Origin of the sequence: Psychrobacter sp. UBA3068 (genome assembly GCF_002366815.1) — a bacterium.
Lineage (GTDB): Bacteria > Pseudomonadota > Gammaproteobacteria > Pseudomonadales > Moraxellaceae > Psychrobacter > Psychrobacter namhaensis.
The window spans coordinates 1-19,624 of record NZ_DFBY01000041.1 but is presented as its reverse complement, the minus strand read 5'-3'; the positions used below and the strand labels follow the sequence as shown (position 1 = coordinate 19,624).

Genomic DNA, 19,624 nt, shown 5'->3' with positions numbered 1-19,624 from the left:
ATAATTTATTTGTAGTGAGAACCTATAATGACTCAATCTATTCGCTCTAGCAAAACCTTAAACGCTACAATCATCAAAAAGACAGTTATGCATGTGGCCGTTTTGGCAGTAATGAGCACTGCGGTGATTGGGTGTAATCGCGGTATCAAACCAGTGGTCAATGATCCGGTAAAACTGGTACAGATTGCTGAGCCTATTAGTGTGCTACAGCCCATTTTTAGCACGGATGTCGGTAATAAAAAAGCCAGCAAAAAAGATCCGTTAGATCTGCAAGTTGGTTATGCCAATGGAGAAATCGTGACTGCATCGCGCGGTGGTGATTTGACAGGCTTTAATAGTGCTGGCGAACGTGTGTGGTCAATCAATGTCGGCGATCAAATTACAGGCGGTGTTGCTGTAGATGCGCTCAGCCAAACCGCCATTGTCAGTACTCGCGGTGGTCAAATAATGGCATTTGATAGTGCTACTGGCGACAAACGCTGGCAACAACAGATGTCAGGTTCGGTTTTGACACCCGCGCTTATTACCAATAACCGTGTGATTCTATCGGCTAATGATGGCTTTTTGCATGGTTTGTCGCTACAAACTGGACAGTCTGTATGGCAGTTTGCCACACAAGTTCCAGCGATCAGTGTGCGTGGCAGTGCGGCGCCCGTATTATTAGATAGTAACACGGCGCTATTAGCGACTGCCGATGGCCGTTTGCATGCCGTGACAACCGATAATGGTCTACCACAGTGGTCAAGACGCGTTGGTATCGGTACGGGTAGTAGTGAAGTTGAGCGCATGAGTGATGTCGATGGCATGCCTATCGTGGATAACAACCAGCTGTTTGCCATCAGTTATAGCGGTCAGTTACTCGGTATCGATTTAGCCTCGCGTCAAGTGATGTTCGTCAACGAGCTTGCCAGTTTAAAAGCGCTTGCGGTCAACAACCAACAAGTGATTGCTACAAGCTTAGAGGGTAAAGTGGTGGCTTATGACCGTACCAGTGGCGAGACACTGTGGGAAAGTGAAGAGTTGGCTTATCGTCATCTAACCAACCCTGTGATGATTGGTAATTACATTGCCGTGGGTGATCTTGATGGTGTGGTGCACTTGTTTGATCCTGCTAGTGGAAAAATCGTCAGCCGCGTACAGACCGAAGGCGCCTTAAATAGCTTGCAAGTCCAAGGTAGCCGTTTGATGACCCAAAGCACCTCAGGACAAGTGGCTATTTGGCAGTTGGCACGCTAATTTTTACCGATCAGCCTTGGGTTTGATAGCGGGTAGTTCCTCGCTATTATTTAGCCCGCCGATTGGTTATGGCTTTATAAAGTGTAAACGCTGCTTGGTCAGCGTTTACTGCCTTGTGTAAATTGCTTGTTTATATACAGGCTTTCGCGTACTCTATGCGACCGATATGCGGTAGGCATTATCACATAGACTATTTGCTAATCGTAAGATTACCCATTATTATTTTTACAATCGTTTTTTATCATTCATTTAAATTTTCGGCCAAGTTCAGCATATTCACTACCGTGTTTATAGGAGTAACTGTTCTGTCCGTCATTGTGCCTTTCACTGAGAGTAACCCATGAGTATCAAGCCTGTGGTCGCCTTAATTGGTCGTCCAAACGTCGGTAAATCCACCTTATTTAATCAGTTCACAAAAAGTCGGCAGGCATTGGTTGCTGATTTGTCAGGACTGACTCGTGACCGTCAATACGGCGATGCTACCTATGAAGACAAGTCCTTCATTGTGGTAGATACGGGTGGTATTGGTGAGGCAGACGATGGCAGCGGCAACATTGATGATTATATGTCTGAGCAATCACATACGGCGATTCATGAGGCGGATATTATTGTGTTCGTCGTTGATGCTCGTGCCGGTATGATTGGCGCTGATGCCGAAATTGGTAAGTTTTTGCACACCCTTGGTAAGCCAGTCTATGTCGTTGCCAATAAAGTCGATGGTGTCCACGATGCGGCGCCTGCTGAGTTTTATGCGTTAGGGCTGGGTGAGCCGTACCCAATGGCGGCCAGTCACGGTCGCGGTGTGGGCAATCTGCTGGAAGTATTGACCGCTGATATGCCTGCGCAAGAGAATGTGGTAGAACCAAGAGGCTTAAAGCTTGCCATCATTGGCCGTCCAAACGTTGGCAAATCGACACTGGTCAATCGTCTGTTGGGCGAAGATCGAGTGGTGGTTTTTGATATGCCTGGTACCACGCGTGACAGTATTTATATCCCGTATCAGCGCGATGGTAAAGACTATGTGTTGATCGATACAGCTGGTGTACGTCGCCGTGGTAAAATCGATGAAAAGGTAGAAAAATTCTCGGTCATCAAAACCTTGCAAGCGATCGAAGATTCTAACGTAACGGTTATTGTGATTGATGCTCACGAAGGCATTGTTGATCAAGATTTGCACATGATTGGCTACGCCCTTGATGCCGGTCGCGCCTTGGTAGTGGCGATTAACAAATGGGATGGTTTAACGCCAGATCAAAGAGATTACATCAAGCTTGAAATGGATCGTCGTTTTAGCTTTATCCCTTATGTAAAAGTGCATCTGATATCAGCGTTACACGGTACGGGCGTTGGTAATCTATACCCATCTATCTTGCGCGCTTATAAGTCGTCCATGTTTGAGGTGTCAACCAATCGTTTGACCCAAATTCTGCAAGATGCAGTCACAGCCAACCCGCCACCAACCGTTGCTGGACGCCGTATTAAATTGCGCTATGCTCATATTGGTGGCCACAATCCACCAGTGATCGTGATTCATGGTAATCAAACCAGCGCGTTGCCTAAGAGCTATCAGCGCTATCTTGAAAACCAGTTCCGTCAGGTATTCAAGCTTGAAGGCACGCCGCTTAACGTTATCTTTAAACAAAATGACAACCCATACGCCAATAAAAGCGACACGCCAACCAAGGCGAAGACGCAACAATTGCGTCAACGTGAGCGTAATCGAGCACAGAAATTTACCACAAAAGATAAAGATAAAAAACCTCGTAAACGCTAGGGCATATCCTAAGCTGTCTGACTCCTTATTTACTTTATCGTGCTGTGAGCGCGATAAAGTAAAGGTAGTATGATACCAGTAGCATATCTGTTTGATTGTGATAAAACTGATAGGCAAATACCTGATTATCCCCCTTACCACTTTCCTAAAATACCTGTAGTATAGATAACAAGTGTCTTAACTCGGTTGAGTGCTATGAACAACCGTTCGCCTAAAACCATCTCTGTGCTTATCTGGCGCTCTGTCGCGCAGGCCATCGTCTTGGCTGTCTTGGCAGGTTTCTTATTGTCTTTTATTTATGGTTTATTACAGCACTATAAAGAGAAGCGTACCCACGTCCAACACCTAGCCGCATTGTTGGCTACCAGCGCATCGACAGCAGAAGATGCGGATTTGGTGGCTGAGCAAGTGACCTTTTTGTTAGAGAACGAACCCAGTATTCAAAGCATTGTATTTTATTCTACACCGCAGCCCATTGATGACATTAATCAGACAAGAGCTGATTGGAAGAATGCCTTGTTTACGGACACGGTCAGTTTTAACTATCCAGTCATCAGCAATTACATCGATGGTGATCGTGACCTTAATACACTAACCGCCAACCAGCAGTCCGCTATCCCTTTATCAAACCCTATGCAAGGATCAGCAGATACTGCTGGAAAAATTAAAAATAGCACGTTAGTGGGTTATATTAATATTACTTTGGATGTGAATACACTGCGTTTACAGTGGCTCCGAAACAACCTGTTATTGTGGCTTATTGCGACGATACTAACGATTCTTGTGGGTTTATACATTTTGCGCAAACTTAGTTGGCCTGTAAGAGACATAGAGGCTTTGACTGATGTGTGTGACATGGTCATCAAAACCCCAGATCTTGAGCAATTGCCAGTTATCCCGCAGAAATTCGGCTTTCAAGAGTTGATGCAGATTAAGCAGACCTTTATTGCGTTATTTAGTCGTTTACAAAAAGCCAAACAAGACTATGCGGCGCTTGCGGTTTTTGAGCAGGAGCTACACAAAAAAGACATCGCGCTGGATGTACAGCTGCACAATTTTCAAAGTATGATAACCCACGAGCTGAAAACCTCGCTAAATGCCATTGTGGGCGGTTTGCAGCTACTAGATCATGACACCCTAAGTAGGGAGCAAAGAGACGCGGTTCAAATCATCAGTAACGGTAGTGATAAGTTGGTGTCATCGCTTGACCACATTATTCAGTTGAATCAAATACAAAAAGGTCAGATGAGTATCAATGTCAGTGAATTTAACCCCTTACAATTGATCGCAGATCTTTTGACAGAGTTTGAGCCTCTTGCTCAGAAAAAAGGACTGGCGTTAATCAGTCGCATCCATCACATAGACTACAACCTCGAAGGTGATGCGGAAAAAATCCACCAGATACTATCGATCCTACTTGGTAACGCGATTAAATTTACCTCAGCAGGTCAGGTGACCGTGACCTCGCAACTGACGCATTTTGATAAAAGCAATCGTTGGCAAATCAGTGTGGAGGACACAGGGATTGGTATCGACAGTCATCACATCGATGATATTTTTAATCCATTTTTTCAAGTGGATTCATCAAAAACTCGTCAATATGAAGGGTCCGGGGTCGGCCTACCTGTAGTCAAACAAATGACTCAGCTTATAGGGGCTACGATAGACGTTGATAGTGCGCCAGGCGTGGGGACCCAGTTTATCCTGACCATCGCAATGCCCAATCAACATCAGTCGCGGCAGCAGCCGCTACTAGCCGGCCTGACGACTGTTTATTATTACTATCAAGAAACGGGGGTTTTAGCGAATGAGCTAGAGCGGTTAGGGGCCACTGTTATCTACCGGCAGCATGAGCAGCTGGTTATCGATGATATAAGGCTGGAGAAGATTGATATGGTCATGTTTGCTGAGGACGTGTCTCCAAGTAAAGCGGAGTCCTTAGCCAGGCGTATTCGCCACTCTGAACGTGAGCGCCGTGCTTTATTAGTGTACTGGTATCCACCGCATCAAGCGCGATATGTAGACAGTTTTGAGCATGGTTTAAAAGCAGCTGGTATTGATTGCTGTTACAGTGCTACCTATAAGGATAAGGCGCTCAGCGACTTGCTAAAACGCTGGTTGGTATGGACGTAGCGTCATTTCTAAAAACGTCGTACCTAAAAACATCACTCCTAAAAAGACGGTCAACTTTGCTGTTGTTACTTTTATGAATATTACTTTTACCAATAATATTTTTATCACTGTTACTTAGCCTAGCCTACTAGTGAACAGACTGGAGCGAATAGCAAATAAACACTAGGAGAGGGTTACCCAGACAAAAAAAGACGCCTAAAAATTAGGCGTCTTTTCAAGACAAGCTATGTCACAAGGACTTTTTTAAAACAAGTTTTGTGCCCAGCGTACAATGCGTTGCCACGTACGGCTCATAAAGCCTGATTGTTCGATGTCACTAGTCGCGACAATAGGAACAGAGGCAACAGCTTTACCGTCAATGACTGCCATCATTTTGCCAACTTCTTGACCTTTTTTGATGGGGGCTTCTAAGCTCTCAGGGATATCCACCACCGTAGTGATCTTATTTTTTTGCGTCTTACTGGTCAGAATTTGTAAATTATCACCAGTTACTAGCTCGACTTCATCGGCCTCCCCAAACCATACTGGAATTTTACTGACAAATTGTCCAGCAGGTGCTTTGGTCACGGTCGTAAAATGACCAAAGCCCCAGTTGAGAAGTTCACGTGATTGATCAGCACGCGCTTGCTGGCTTTCTGTTCCCATGATTACAGAAATCAAGCGCATATCATCACGATTACTCGATGCCACCAAGCAATAGCCAGCCGCATCAGTATGGCCTGTTTTTAGACCATCAACGGTAGGATCGGTTGCGAGTAGGGCGTTACGGTTTCCTTGGGTGATACCGTTATAAGTAAACTCTTTTTCTGCATAGATGCCATAGTAGTCACCGCTGTTTTTAATGATAGCGCGGGCAAGCTTCGCCAAATCTAAGGCGGAAGCTTCGTGTCCTTCATCAGGCATGCCGGTAGAATTGACAAAATGCGTGTTATCCATACCCAGCTTTTCGGCTTGCTCATTCATCAATATGGCAAATGACGCTTCGCTACCAGCGATGTGCTCAGCCATCGCTTTTGAAGCATCATTACCAGACTGAATGATGATACCGCGCAGCATATCGATGACGCTGGCAGTTTTATTCACTGGAACATACATACAAGATTGGCTGCTACTGCCACGGCACCAAGCATTTGGACTCATGAGTACTTGATCGTCTTCTTTGAGGTCACCCGATGCTAAGCGCTGCTCAATGATGTAACTGGTCATCATTTTCGTTAGGGACGCTGGCGGTAGCGATTCATTGGCGTTCTTTTGCGCCAAAATTTCACCCGTATTGTAGTCCATCAATACATAGGCGGTATTGTCCATTTCAGGCGGCTGTATGGCTGCGTTTGCCATCACTGCGCTCACTGAGATACTCACACCAACGACCAGCTGGACCAGCTGGTTTTTTACACGCTTTACTGTCATATATCGTTACACCGCATCATGAAACCAAATGTATCTATCGCTTGTGCCTAGTACTACACCTTGTTCTCATTTAAACAGGATGTCTTAAACACCGGGTTTAATAATAACGCACTAATGAGGGTAGGGAGGACGAAGCAACAGACATAAAATTAACGCCTTATCTTAGCAAAATGCCAACCGATGGGGAATCGATAAATGCAAAAAAGGGCCGAATTAAAAAGAAACAGTGGTGATGAGCAAACGGTTGCTTATATTAGGATTTGCCCAGTATTGCGACTGAGCTATCTGTATGCCGTAAAAAAAGCTTGCTGCATCCCCTGTTTTGGACAGGCTGACAGCAAGCTTTTATAGGGTAAAAATTTAACAAACATGCTTAAATTTTCTACAGAGATAACTTGTACAGGAAGAACTTATTTTTCCAAAACAGCTTATTTTTTCAGAACAGATCGCGTCGTGGTTTTAAGTCTTATTTTTGAGACATCTTCATAAAACCTTACTAACTAGTACTCAGCATTTGCTAAATCTTCGCATAACGCTTTGTTCTCTTGTTTTGAGAATCCCATCGTCCAGCTACGAATACCTTGTAATATTTGGCGATAATCTTGCTGGGTTGATAGATATTGAATCGCCGCTTTTGGGTCTTCTAAAGACGGCATCAATTCATGAAGCTGCACGGTATAAGACTTATAAAAGCGCTGTTTTTGTTTGCCATTCAGCATCGGTGGACATATTTCTGACAGCACCTGCATCACTGCAATTTCATGTTTGGTTATATTGATACCAGACATGTCGAGAGGAATGGTGGTCGCGGGCTTATTCGCTGCAAAGGATGCTTGAGACAACATGGCAACAGATGTTATCAATCCTGCAACACCCACCTTTGATGCAGTCTTTGCTATCACAGAAGCTATAGATAATATCGATTGATTTTTCATTCAGCATTACACTCGCTTATCTTTATTTAATGGTGATATGTTAATAGGTCAGAAAACAAAAGTCACATAAAATATTGATTTATGTGTAGATATCTTGTGAGCCAAAGCCGTTTTTTAGCAACATATCAGTAGCATAGACTCATAAGTTACGACAGCATAAAAATATAAGTTTATATTGTTGTAGGTTGTTGCCTATTGTAACGTGTTGCCACGCTTTTTTGCGTTACGGCGGTAATAATGAGGCGGACAAAGGGCGCAGTACAACTAAAGGTGAAACGAGCTCTGAGTAACGGTCTGACTTCGTGTCAGCGTATGATTAGGATATAATCCTCCACCATTATGGTGGTCCCATAAGATTTTATAACTTTGCTATACCAAGCAAGGTAACATTCACCAGGGTAGCCACCATTTGCGGGTCTGATTATAGCAACTTTACAATGATAAAGTGCATAAGTGGACAGACGGTCATTGATGAGATATTGAGCAGAAATGAGATTTTTGATTAGTAATGATGATGGGGTGTATGCGCCAGGTTTGTTGGCACTGTATCAGGCGTTGTCTACTGTTGGAGAGGTGACGGTGGTTGCGCCCAATAATGAGCAGAGTGGCTGTGCCAGCGCTTTGAGTGTCTCAATGCCATTGTACACTCACAAACTAACCTCTGGCTTTGTAGCAGTGAACGGCTCACCTGCTGACTGTATTTACTTAGCGTTACATGAGCTGTATCGTCACACCCGTTTTGATTTTGTGATTACTGGTATTAACTCAGGGGCCAATCTTGGGCAAGACGTTTTATTTTCTGGCACTTTTGGTGCAGCATTAACAGCGCAACTTTTTGGCATACCGGCTATGGCAACCTCACTGGTGGGCGGGGGAGCCAAAGGCGGCGGGCAAGAGCAGGCCAGTCACTATAAAATAGCGGCCGATGAGATTGTTAAATTATTGGTCGAAACACCGATATTAGATACTTGTAAAAATTTGCCCTATCACGTATTAAACGTTAATATTCCTGATGTTGATAATGCCTGTGAGATTAAAGGTCGAAAGATAACCGCTTTAGGGCACAGTCAGATTGCACGTCCTGTACACCATGTAGTCGACCCACGCGGGCGCGATGCGTATTGGTTGTCTTTGCGCAAGCGTCCATATGAGTTATCTGCAGATGGTGATAATGAGTCATCATTAGGGCAAAGCGTGGTTTCTCAAACAGTGCTGTCTCAACAAACAGCCTCAACAGAAGCTCGCCCATTAACCATGGACATGACGGATAACCAAGCGGTAGCAGCAGGTTATATTAGTCTATCGCCAGTAAGATTGCATCATACGCCAGCAGCCACGCTGGAGAAGCTCTCCAAGTTAGCTTTGTAAAGGAGTGATGTTGGAGGTAAGGCGAATTATTGGTAGCAAAAAATGAAAGAAAATCGTTTCCATCAGGTGTTTTGATGGTACTTATCCAATACTAAACGGTATAACAGTTAGCAAAGTGCTTGTGAGTAACACAAGGAGTTTGTGAGTAACATAAAGAATAGGAAATCTTGTATGAAGAAGCTTATTGCTGGATCGCGCTTTGCAACAGTGGCATTGATTGGCACCATGACAGCAGCAACGTTAACGATGGTCGGCTGTGCAACGAAGCCAACTTATCAGTCAGCCAACCAAGCTGGTCCAAAAATTATCACCAATGCTCAAGGGGTTCCTAACTATCATCGTGTACAGCGCGGTGATACGGTCAGTCAAATTGCTGAGCGTTATCGTCTCAATTATCGCCAAATTGGGGCACTCAATCGTTTAGACAGTAAGTATACGATTTATAGTGGTCAATGGCTTAAGCTGTGGCAAGGACAAGCCGCGCCAGCCAATAATAATCGCTACGGCGCCTCTACACCGACTGTCTCACAGCCGACGTACACATCCCCTGTGACAAACACGACCAATAATAGCTCACCAAGTCCCGTGTATGAAGTCACAGCCAACGCAACCTCAGGTTATGACTATCCAAGTCGCAATCAAGTAACCCGCAATTTTGATGCCGCCGCTGGCACCATGGGCATGTGGTTTGCTGGTAATGTCGGCGATCCAGTGGTTGCCAGCCAATCTGGAACGGTGCTTTACTCGGGTAATGGCTTGCCAGAGTACGGCAATCTCATTATGATTCGCCATAGTGATAACTATATCACGGCCTATGCACATAACAGTCAGCTCCTCGTCAAAGAAGGGGATGCCGTACAACGAGGTCAGCGTATTGCCGATATGGGTAGCAGTGGTCAAACCAATCAAGTAGGGTTGGAGTTTCAAGTGCGCTTAAATGGCAATCCTATTGACCCACGTGCGGTATTGGGGCGTTAAGTTTGCTGTAATATCTAAGCCACGTTACTTATTCATACCTGAGACTTCTTATGATGTTAAAAAAACAATACATTGCCCTTTTTCCAGCCTTAGTGATGGTTGGGTGTACGAGCCAACAGGCAATGCAAAAAACGAGCAAGCCTGTGCGTCAAGGCAACGTTCAGATCACCCAGACTCAAACCATTCAAGTGAAGCCAACACCGCAGCCAGTCATTAAGCCGCAGCCTGTTGCAAAGCCAAGCTATAGCAGTTTCTCTGATTGGAAGTCAGACTTTTCTATGCGAGCCATTTCTTCAGGTCATGATGCGGCGACGGTTCGGCGTCTGCTTGATTTGGCTTATTTGAATCAACAGGTCATCTCACTTGACTCAGGACAGCCAGAGTTTTCTAAAATGCCGTGGGAGTATGTCGACTCTGCCGTATCAGACGGTCGAGTTAGCACGGGTAAGCGTAAGTTTGCCGAGCAACGAGCGTTTTTATCGCAATTAGAGTCACAGTATGGTGTCAATGCAGAAATTATCGCTGCGATATGGGGCATGGAGTCTTCATACGGGGCGGTGACTGGTAACAGTAGTATACCAAGCTCACTTGCGAGCCTTGCTTATGACGGTCGCCGTCAAGAGTTTGCTGAAACTCAATTATTATCATTAGCGACATTGTTGCAACGTGGCGATGTATCTTGGTCACAGCTTGATGGCTCTTGGGCAGGTGGAATGGGGCAGACGCAGTTTATCCCTGACACTTGGCTCAAACAAGGCGTGGATGGCGATGGCAATGGTCATCGCAATCCGTGGGCAACGGCTGATGCTTTGGCTTCTACTGCCAATTATCTGAGTAACTCAGGTTGGGTTCGTGGTCTAGCACCGTTTTATGAGGTGACGGTGCCTACCTCTTTTGATTATTCAGTGGTGGGCAGTAAGCAACCTGCGGCTAGATGGGCGGCGATGGGTGTGGATACGATAGCCGATGTACACTTGGATGCTAACACAGAGATGGAGCTATGGCTGCCGGCTGGTAAAGATGGTCCATTACTCCTATTGAGTCCAAATTTTGATGTCATCAAGGTTTATAACAACTCTTCAAGTTATGCGCTAGGGGTGAGCTTACTGGGCAAGGCACTTGCTGGACAAGGGGGCTTGCAAAAATCGTGGCCGCGCTATGAGCGTCCGTTATCAACGACGCAAGTACGCAATTTGCAGCAGCGTTTGACGGGTATGGGTTACGACACGAAAGGGGCTGACGGTATCGTTGGTACTAACACTCGCAAAGCATTCCAGCGCTGGCAAGCAGATAACGGACAGACACCAGATGGCTTTATTACGCAGCGTAGCGCCGCCTCTTTAGCCTCATGGTAAAGTGGATTGCTGGCACTACTTTTTAGTAACAACTGTTTTAAAAACGGCTTTTTTCAGCGAGTTTTTAAAGCGCTAGCATTAAAACTATGACCTTATAAGTACAACAAAAAAGCACCTTATTAGGGTGCTTTTTTGCTTTACTCTAGGACAGGTTTTTTTATAAAGCTTACCGTTCGGGTACAAACGACGGTATTGACATGACCTAGACTGGTTATGGTTGCTACAACAATTGTTAATACACACCAGTCTTAGCAACGTATTTGGCTGTGTCAAACTTGCAAAAACTGATATTGGGACAAGAAAAGTGTGACGGTGAATGATAAACTCTTGATAACGTGTTTTTACCATATAAATAATAAGAACGACTAACAGGGTGACCCCTTATGATTACCATGGAAGCATTGCAGTCTGCCATCAAGCAGCGCATAGACACTTACAATACTAACGACCATCCGCTAAGTAAAAGAGCAGTCGCTATCTACGATTTGATAGACAGTCGTAATCACATACTGGCAGAAGATATCGTCTCGCCCTTTGACGTACCGAGACAAAATCTATCAGCGATGGATGGTTATGCGATTGCTCAAGGTAGTACTCTAGCAAAAGACAGTACGATTGAAATCATTGGAGAGTCGCAAGCTGGCAGTGCTTATACAGGTAAGCTCACAGAGGGACAAGGCGTTCGTATTTTTACTGGGGCAGTGGTGCCAAATAGCTGTGATACCGTTATCATGCAAGAAAATACCAACTTTGCTGAGATAAGAGAGACGCTTGATAAGTCACAACCTTACACCATAACGCTGACACAAAGTGCTCAGCTTGATAATAATATACGCAAACAAGGTGAAGAAATTAAGTTGGGTGAAGCGGTGTTAACAGTAGGCAAACGACTGAATCCTACTGATATCAGCCTACTGGCAAATTTGGGTATCGATAAAGTTAAGGTGTTCAAACCACTGACTGTAGGCCTATTGGCGACGGGCGATGAACTCGTTGCCGTTGGTCATGCGCTTGAAAGCTTGGCGCAAATATATAACTCCAATACCCCAACGCTTAAAAGCTTGCTGTCAGATTTACCCATTGATATTCGTGATTATGGCATTGTTCCCGACAATCTAGAACAGACGACGGCCGCTGTCCATGAGGCCATGCAAGAGTGTGATGTGCTTGTCTCTACTGCTGGTGTCTCGGTTGGTGACTATGACTTTTTAACTACTGTCATTCAACAATTGGGACAGATTAACCACTATAAAGTGGCGATGAAACCTGGCAAGCCTTTTGTGTTTGGTGAATTAAACAAAGATCTGGCTAGACCTGTATTGTATTTTGGCTTGCCTGGCAATCCTTTGTCCACAGTCGTTGGCGCTCTACAGTTTGTGATACCAGCATTGTGGCAGATGTCAGGTGCTTCGATACAAGAGCAGCCTATGCAGCTGAGTGTCAAAGCCACCCTGACCAATGACGTCAGAAAAATGGCCGGTCGCAAAGACTTTCAGCGTGGATTTTTGTCACAAAATGACGTAGGCAGTTACCAAGTGGAGTGTTTTTCAAGCCAACAATCGCATAGAATCAAACAATTGAGCCGTGCGAACTGCTTTGTTGTTTTGGATAAAGACAGTGGTAATGTGTCAGCAAACACGATGGTCACGGTACAACCTTTTCCTTGGCTATACGCTTAATTTATCATTTGCTGGTGGCTCTAAAGAAGGATAAAAAAGCTAAAGGAAAATGGCAAAACAATCTGACAAATTTATGCTAAATGCGAATAATAAAGTAGTGCTGATGACAAGCAATACTGGTGGCAATAAAATATGAGTGATACTAACTTTGAAATAGACAACGCCCAATGGTACTCGCCTACCTCCGCGTCCCCTATCATCGATGGGTATAGACCAATGATGATAGGTGCGCCTGCCGATCAAGCGGATGAATCCTATCGGCCTTTGACAGACGGATTTGCCCGTCGTCTCACTTATCTGCGGTTGTCTATTACCGATTTTTGTAACTTTCGCTGTGAATACTGTCTACCCAACGGCTATCAAGGCAAGCGTCCTGATGATGAATTAAGCGTGTCTGAGATTGCCACATTGGTACGCGGCTTCGCCCAAGTAGGCACTAAAAAGGTCAGAATCACGGGCGGCGAACCCTCTATACGCCGTGACGTGGTCGAGATTATTAAAACCATCAAACAAACGAAGGGCATCGAAACCGTTGCCATGACCAGCAATGGCTACAAGCTTGGCAAGCATTTGGCCAGTTGGCAAGCCGCCGGATTGGATCAGCTGAATATCAGCATGGACAGTTTTGATGCCGCAACCTTTTATAAAATGACAGGTTTTAACACGTTGCCGCAACTGCTCGCAGACATGGATACATTGCTTGCAACCACAGATATTAAACTTAAAATAAACAGTATTTTGATGGCAGAAACGGCTTTTGAAAACCTTGTGCAAGCCATCGACTATGTCAAAGACAGAGCGGTTACTTATCGTTTTATTGAATTTATGCAGACCAGTGATAATAGCGACTTATTCTTTGCTCAGCATGCGCAGTCTGACATCATCATTGACTATCTATTAGAGCACGGCTGGCAGCCCCATCAGCGGGGCAGCGCTGACGGTCCGGCAGTAGAGTATAGTCATCCAAACTATGTCGGCCGCATTGGTATGATTGCACCGTATGCCGCGCATTTTTGTGATACTTGCAATCGTCTGCGGGTCAGTAGTCAAGGCAAAGTGCATTTGTGCCTATTTGATCAAGGCAATTACGATATTCGTCAGCATCTACAGCAGAATGATATCGCAGGGTTGGTTGGTACCTTACACAGCTTTATGCCGATCAAACCGGAGCACCATCACCTCCATGATTCAAACAGTGGCATCATGCACAATCTGTCAATCATTGGCGGTTAGACGGGCTGATTGATAGGCTGCTTTTTTTAAGCATAAAAGATTCATTATCATTACACTTTAATTATTACCTATTAACGCTATCAAGGAATACTTATGAGTAAGCCCGCTGCAAAATTTACCCCCTTAAATATCGCCGTTCTAACGGTTTCTGACAGTCGTACGCTCGCAGAAGATACCTCAGGACAATATTTAGCAGACAGCTTAACGGAGGCGGGACATCATCTCGCAGACCGCCAGCTGATTACCGACGATATCTATCAGATTAGAGCGGTGATTAGTGGCTGGATTGCAGACCCAAGCGTTCATGCCGTGATCACGACGGGCGGGACAGGATTCTATATTCGAGACAGCATGCCAGAGGCGGTGAATGTCTTGTTCGATAAATCGATTGATGGCTTTGGGGAGATGTTCCGTTTACTCTCAAAAGATGAGATTGGGATGTCAACCGTACAATCGCGGGCCGTGGCTGGTATGGCAAATGGTACGGGTATATTCTGCTTACCTGGTTCATCTGGTGCTTGCCGTACTGGTTGGACAAAGATCTTAAAAGATCAGTTTGATAGCCGTACGCGTCCTTGTAACTTTGTACCGCATTTCTTGCGTACCAATCCAAGTCATGACTGACCCCTCTAATCATCTAGATGGCTTGGCAGGTGTGGTTATATTAGCGGGCGGCGCATCTAGGCGCATGGGGACACCCAAAGCTGGGCTCACGCTGCCGACAGGTGAGCAGGTGCTGGACTATCATGTGCGGCATTCATTGCATTTGAATGTGCCCATTATGATTGCAGACAATGAGCGTGGCTTTAACGTCAGCTCAGCGCTCGCCTTGCACAAGCCGCAGTCACCAGTTTCTTTCATTTCTGATTACGGTTCTACCAATAGCGACGGAAAGATTGCTACAGGTGGGGCATTGGTTGCGATTGAGTCTGCTTTGCAAAGATTGGTAAAGCTGAATAACGCCGCGGCATCAGAAACTAAGTGGTTGTTACAATCGTCATGGCTGCTGGTTATGAGCTGTGATAGCTTAATACCAGCGGCCGATTTGTGGCAAAAACTGCAGTCATCCATAGTACATGCTGCAGACAAACAAGTGATTTGCTTAACAGATGAGGATCATTTATATCCGCTGTTGGGCATTTATCGCGTCAGTATTGAAGCCGATTTACAGGCGTATATTGATAGTGGTCATCGTAGAGTCATGCCGTTTATCAAACCCGTGGTCCAAACGGTGCGATTTTTAAACGATTGGCGGCACTTAACCAATTTTAATACGCCGACAGAGTTTACGCATGCTTGCGCGGCTTTAGACGATTTATAAAAATATTTGTTAAGAGAATATAGATGAGTATGGATAGCCAAAAAAACAATAGCCAAAAAAACAGTCAACCATCCCTATCGCACCTAGACAGTACAGGCGACATCAGCATGGTCGACGTCAGTGGCAAGCGTGCCACCACGCGCGAGGCTACTGCTGTCGGGCACGTCCGCTTTCCTCGCGAGATATATCAGCAAATCAAAGCCGCTGACGGCATGACCAAAAAGGGCAGCATCACCCAAACTGCCCACATTGCCGGCATCATGGCCGCCAAGCGCACCCATGACTTGATTCCACTTTGCCACCCCCTGCCATTAGATAAGATTGGCTTAACCTTTGATTATAATGATGCCCTAAGCAGCATAACCGTCAGTGCCATTGTCAAAGTCACACACAAGACAGGGGTTGAGATGGAAGCCTTAACCGCCGTCAGCGTTGCCTGCTTGACCATCTATGACATGACCAAAGCCTTATCGCATGACATCGTCATTGATGACATTCACCTAGTAAAAAAGACAGGTGGCAAATCAGATTATAAACACACATAACGCCATAAATGGTCGTTTTATCGATTCAACACATGATGAACATCAAGCTGAGCAGCTTGTAAGAAGGAAGGGTTTATGAGTACCAGCGCTGTCGACACAAACACCGAAGCCGCGATGCATATTAATGTTTTATATTTCGCCAGCCTTGCGGATGAAGCCAATTGCCAACAAGAGCGCGTCACCGTACCACCGTCAACCTCCTTGACTGAACTGTATGAACAGCTTTGCCAAAAGCACCGTTTTAGCCGTTCGCAGTCAGAGCTCCGGGTGGCCGTGAATGACTACTTCGCTAAGTGGACAGATCCTATTACTGATGGTGATAGCGTGGTATTTATCACCCCAGTCGCGGGTGGTTAGTGTTTAATACAATTAGTACCAACATAATCAATAAATAGAAAGTTTTATGCGACTGGGATAAATTTTTCTCGCTTGCTGTGCCGTTGCAGACAGAGGCTACGAAAAATTCATCCCAGTACTACTGGTATTTTTAAAGTGAATCAACGATAAAAAGCGCCATGTATCAGAAACAACAATAGAGAGAGAAAATGACAGACAACGTCCATAGCCATGCCATGACCATCAAACGTAGCGTTGACGAAGCATATGCAGTTGCTGAACGGGATGGTTTTGCCCTATTAGACATCGCCATTGATGAGAAGCGTCTAAAAGACACCCTCGATGATGACAGCTGCGGGGCATTCGTGTGCTTTGAGGGACGCGTCCGCAATCATAACAATGCCACCAGCGTTGAGCGCTTGACCTACTACGGTTATGAAGACTTAGCCCTCAATCAAGGTCGCGCTATTATAGAAGAGGCCAAAAAACGCTTTGAGATTACGCATGCCATTGCCATACACCGTATCGGTGCGTTAGACATTGGCGATGTGGCCATATGGGTGGGTGTGGTATCAGCCCATCGTTATCCCGCCTTTGATGCGTGCCGCTGGATACTCGATACGGTTAAGGCGGACATTCCTGTGTGGAAGCAAGAGTATTATGAGGATGAGCCCTCTAAGTGGCTCAGCAATAATGGGTAAGCTCACGGTAGCTGTGTCTACCACATTTATTTGTTTACTGTTAGCGGTAAGCGCTTGCACGCCAGAGAGTAGCACTAATACAGTCTCTACTACCAAATCATCTGAGCAAACCCAAACGCTTCGTATCGCGGCGGCGGCCAACTTGTCTGATGTGTTGCCAGATATTATTGATGACTATCAGGCAGATAACAACGGTGCTGGGCAACAGGTGGACGTGACTTATGCATCCTCAGGGAAGCTGTATGCGCAAATTAAAGCGGGTGCCCCTTATGATGTGTTTTTGTCTGCCAATCAAGCATTTCCTGCTAAGCTTGCGGCAGACAGGCCAGTCAGTACCTCTGAGAAAAGCAGTGTGCTCTATCGACCGTTTACTTATGCGCAAGGTCAATTGGCGCTGTATAGTGTGACTCAGTCTTTAGAAGGGTTTGATCCTACCACGTTAAACGACTTATTAATGAGCAGCCCTCATAGCAAAATAACCATTGCCAATCCTAAGCTGGCGCCTTATGGGGCATCTGCGCAAGCATATTTACAAGCACAAAACCTCTATGACGACCTGACTGAGCAAAAACGTGTGATAAAAGCTGAAAACATTGGTCAAGCGTTTCAGTATGCGCATACGGGCAGTGTTGATTATGGGTTGGTGGCTCAATCACAGTTGACGGCGATTAAGGCCACGCCTGAGCAGTTTATGACCTTACCGCCAGCGTCTTATCCAGCTATCTTGCAAGACGGCATTGTGATCAGTGACCAAGCCGGTGCGGTGGCCTTTACCGATTATCTACGCTCGACGGCAGGTAGACAACACTTTGTGCAAGCAGGGTATTTGAGTATTCAATAGTTAAATCCCATATAAATTCTACCAATGGAACGAGCAGTGACATTATGATAGATCAGGCTCTTATGTCAGATATGCTAAGTCCATTTTGGGTAAGCATCAAGCTTGCTAGTATTACCACCTTATGCCTATTATTGTTTGCCACCCCTGTAGCGTATTGGCTTGCTAAGCCCAGCCGTACGCAAGTTGGGGCACGTCTTAAAGTTTTGCTCATGGGCACTATTGCCATGCCCCTTGTTTTGCCTCCTACGGTCATAGGCTTTTATCTTTTGTTATTGCTAAGTCCCAGCATGGGCATTGGTCAGTGGCTTAACGAGCACAACATGAGCTCGTTGATTTTTACTTTTGAAGGGCTTGTTATCGGCTCGATTATTTACTCATTACCTTTTTATATCCAGCCTGTGTATGCTCAGTTTTTGCGTATTCCTCGAAACGTCATGGATGTTGCTCATTTATTAGAGCCCAGCTATTTGAGGCGTTTTATAAGGGTGGTCTTACCGCAAGCGCGGGTGGGTATTGTACTGGGCAGTTTGATTAGCTTTGCTCATACTATTGGTGAGTTTGGCGTTGTACTTATGATAGGCGGTAGTATCTCAGGTGAGACTAAGGTGGTGTCGATTGCGATATATGAGCAAGTTGAAGCGCTGAACTACGAGGCGGCGCACATGATGTCAGGCCTTCTCATTATTATGGGTGTCATCATGGTTGCCCTGATTGCGAGCGTCAGTCGAATGAGTCAGCGTTCATCAAGCTAAAGTGTTTAACAAATTTTCAATACTCTTTACTTTATAGTTTTTACTAGGAGGTTTAATACAAATTATACGATTCTACAGACACAAAAAAACCCCAAACAATCTAATGTTTGAGGCGAAACTTGCTTAAACTTAATAGTCTAAATTCGTTTTAAATATGGCGCAGCGGACGGGACTCGAACCCGCGACCCCCGGCGTGACAGGCCGGTATTCTAACCAACTGAACTACCGCTGCTTAGGTCGTCTTAGCTTATTTACCCACTCGCTAAGAAGTGGTGGGTGATGACGGATTCGAACCGCCGACATTCTGCGTGTAAGGCAGACGCTCTACCAACTGAGCTAATCACCCTTCGAATAATTGCTATGCAATTTATTCAACATCAACTGAGCTCTTAAGTTTGTCACTAAGCTCCGTTGCTGTGGGTGTGTATTATATAGATTTACAGTTGGCTGTCAAATAGTATTTTAAAAATTTTAGTAAATAATTAAAAATATATTTTTAATCTTATTGTTTACAGTAACTTGCGTCAGTTGCTTAGGGTGACTGCTATACAAATTCGTATCACAGTTAGCTATCGTTTGGTGGCAAAAAGCTATCAAAACCGCGAAAGAGGACGCCAGCCGACATTAGGGTGGCGGTGAATTTTGCCTAGTGTTTATTATATATTCATAAAAACTATATACTGAAACAAGCTATAATAAACTTTAGAAATCACATTAAAATCAGTAAAATGAATTGATGTTTATGAAAATTAACAAAGCGTACAAATTTAGGCTTGAGCCTACTATAGAGCAGGAGATTATTCTAAATAATCTTGTCGGCTCTGCGCGTTTTGTTTGGAATCACTTGCTGGCAATATCGCTTGAGATGTTTGCTAAAAATGAGTTTATCAATGCCACCAACCTCGTTAATAAAATCATTGGCTTAAAGAACAACCCTGATTTTGAGTTCTTAAAAACAAGCTCAAATGCCGTGTCCTTACAACAAAAGGTACGCGATCTTGCCTCGGCTTGGTCACGATTCTTTGAC

General features: G+C 45.0%; 18 protein-coding genes and 2 tRNA genes. 16 read left to right on the top strand and 4 right to left on the bottom strand.

Going from position 1 to position 19,624, the window contains the following annotated elements; translation table 11 throughout:
* The first annotated feature begins 27 nt into the window (after positions 1-27).
* The 3 genes from bamB to B2P60_RS09395 all read left to right on the top strand — a co-directional run bounded on the left by bamB (position 28) and on the right by B2P60_RS09395 (position 5,143).
* Positions 28-1,236, top strand: a complete 1,209-nt coding sequence (gene bamB / locus B2P60_RS09405) for an outer membrane protein assembly factor BamB (protein WP_286740983.1) — start codon at positions 28-30, stop codon at positions 1,234-1,236.
* A 340-nt stretch (positions 1,237-1,576) separates the two neighbouring features.
* Positions 1,577-3,010: a ribosome biogenesis GTPase Der gene (gene der / locus B2P60_RS09400; protein ID WP_193006613.1), complete on the top strand. Its 1,434-nt coding sequence runs from the start codon at positions 1,577-1,579 to the stop codon at positions 3,008-3,010.
* Between the two features lie 195 nt (positions 3,011-3,205).
* Positions 3,206-5,143, top strand: a complete 1,938-nt coding sequence (locus tag B2P60_RS09395; RefSeq protein WP_286740982.1) for a sensor histidine kinase — start codon at positions 3,206-3,208, stop codon at positions 5,141-5,143.
* 243 nt (positions 5,144-5,386) lie between these two features.
* Here B2P60_RS09395 and B2P60_RS09390 read toward each other — a convergent pair whose 3' ends face one another.
* Together B2P60_RS09390 and B2P60_RS09385 are read right to left on the bottom strand one after the other, a co-directional pair.
* On the bottom strand, positions 5,387-6,553 hold the full coding sequence (locus B2P60_RS09390; protein ID WP_286740981.1) for a D-alanyl-D-alanine carboxypeptidase family protein: 1,167 nt from the start codon (positions 6,551-6,553) through the stop codon (positions 5,387-5,389).
* A 500-nt stretch (positions 6,554-7,053) separates the two neighbouring features.
* On the bottom strand, positions 7,054-7,416 hold the full coding sequence (locus B2P60_RS09385; RefSeq protein ID WP_226949549.1) for an MCR_0457 family protein: 363 nt from the start codon (positions 7,414-7,416) through the stop codon (positions 7,054-7,056).
* A 561-nt stretch (positions 7,417-7,977) separates the two neighbouring features.
* Between B2P60_RS09385 and surE the strand changes: the two genes are divergently transcribed.
* The 12 genes from surE (at position 7,978) to modB (ending at position 18,597) form a co-directional block, all read left to right on the top strand.
* Positions 7,978-8,856: a 5'/3'-nucleotidase SurE gene (surE, locus tag B2P60_RS09380; RefSeq protein ID WP_230709566.1), complete on the top strand. Its 879-nt coding sequence runs from the start codon at positions 7,978-7,980 to the stop codon at positions 8,854-8,856.
* Between the two features lie 171 nt (positions 8,857-9,027).
* Entirely contained in the window at positions 9,028-9,834 is an 807-nt protein-coding gene (locus B2P60_RS09375; protein WP_286740977.1) for a peptidoglycan DD-metalloendopeptidase family protein, read from the top strand.
* A 50-nt stretch (positions 9,835-9,884) separates the two neighbouring features.
* Entirely contained in the window at positions 9,885-11,189 is a 1,305-nt protein-coding gene (locus tag B2P60_RS09370; RefSeq protein WP_286740975.1) for a lytic murein transglycosylase, read from the top strand.
* 383 nt (positions 11,190-11,572) lie between these two features.
* A complete protein-coding gene (gene glp / locus B2P60_RS09365) occupies positions 11,573-12,868 on the top strand; it encodes a gephyrin-like molybdotransferase Glp (RefSeq protein WP_286740973.1) in 1,296 nt (431 codons plus the stop codon).
* A gap of 132 nt (positions 12,869-13,000) precedes the next feature.
* Positions 13,001-14,101, top strand: coding sequence for a GTP 3',8-cyclase MoaA (gene moaA / locus B2P60_RS09360; protein WP_349678347.1), 1,101 nt, complete (start codon positions 13,001-13,003; stop codon positions 14,099-14,101).
* A gap of 93 nt (positions 14,102-14,194) precedes the next feature.
* Complete coding sequence (gene moaB, locus B2P60_RS09355; protein ID WP_201547772.1) at positions 14,195-14,725, top strand: molybdenum cofactor biosynthesis protein B; 531 nt, start codon at positions 14,195-14,197, stop codon at positions 14,723-14,725.
* On the top strand, positions 14,718-15,422 hold the full coding sequence (mobA, locus tag B2P60_RS09350; protein WP_286740970.1) for a molybdenum cofactor guanylyltransferase: 705 nt from the start codon (positions 14,718-14,720) through the stop codon (positions 15,420-15,422). Before moaB ends, mobA begins: the two co-directional genes overlap by 8 nt.
* 23 nt (positions 15,423-15,445) lie before the next feature.
* On the top strand, positions 15,446-15,967 hold the full coding sequence (gene moaC / locus B2P60_RS09345) for a cyclic pyranopterin monophosphate synthase MoaC (RefSeq protein ID WP_286740969.1): 522 nt from the start codon (positions 15,446-15,448) through the stop codon (positions 15,965-15,967).
* Positions 15,968-16,042: 75 nt separating this feature from the next.
* Positions 16,043-16,324: a MoaD/ThiS family protein gene (locus B2P60_RS09340; protein WP_286740967.1), complete on the top strand. Its 282-nt coding sequence runs from the start codon at positions 16,043-16,045 to the stop codon at positions 16,322-16,324.
* Between the two features lie 188 nt (positions 16,325-16,512).
* A complete protein-coding gene (locus tag B2P60_RS09335; RefSeq protein WP_201547793.1) occupies positions 16,513-17,004 on the top strand; it encodes a molybdenum cofactor biosynthesis protein MoaE in 492 nt (163 codons plus the stop codon).
* Positions 16,970-17,845 (top strand): molybdate ABC transporter substrate-binding protein, encoded by an 876-nt coding sequence (gene modA / locus B2P60_RS09330; protein WP_286740964.1) that lies wholly within the window; start codon positions 16,970-16,972, stop codon positions 17,843-17,845. The genes B2P60_RS09335 and modA overlap by 35 nt, the downstream gene beginning before the upstream one ends.
* A gap of 44 nt (positions 17,846-17,889) precedes the next feature.
* The gene (modB, locus tag B2P60_RS09325) at positions 17,890-18,597 is read left to right on the top strand and encodes a molybdate ABC transporter permease subunit (RefSeq protein WP_193006132.1); all 708 of its coding nucleotides are present in this window, start codon (positions 17,890-17,892) and stop codon (positions 18,595-18,597) included.
* A 155-nt stretch (positions 18,598-18,752) separates the two neighbouring features.
* Here the strand turns inward: modB and B2P60_RS09320 are convergent.
* Together B2P60_RS09320 and B2P60_RS09315 are read right to left on the bottom strand one after the other, a co-directional pair.
* A tRNA-Asp gene (locus tag B2P60_RS09320) sits at positions 18,753-18,829 on the bottom strand.
* A gap of 38 nt (positions 18,830-18,867) precedes the next feature.
* Positions 18,868-18,943, bottom strand: a tRNA-Val gene (locus tag B2P60_RS09315).
* 396 nt (positions 18,944-19,339) lie between these two features.
* Between B2P60_RS09315 and B2P60_RS09310 the strand changes: the two genes are divergently transcribed.
* A partial coding sequence (locus tag B2P60_RS09310; RefSeq protein ID WP_286740954.1) for a helix-turn-helix domain-containing protein occupies positions 19,340-19,624 on the top strand: 285 nt, incomplete at its 3' end.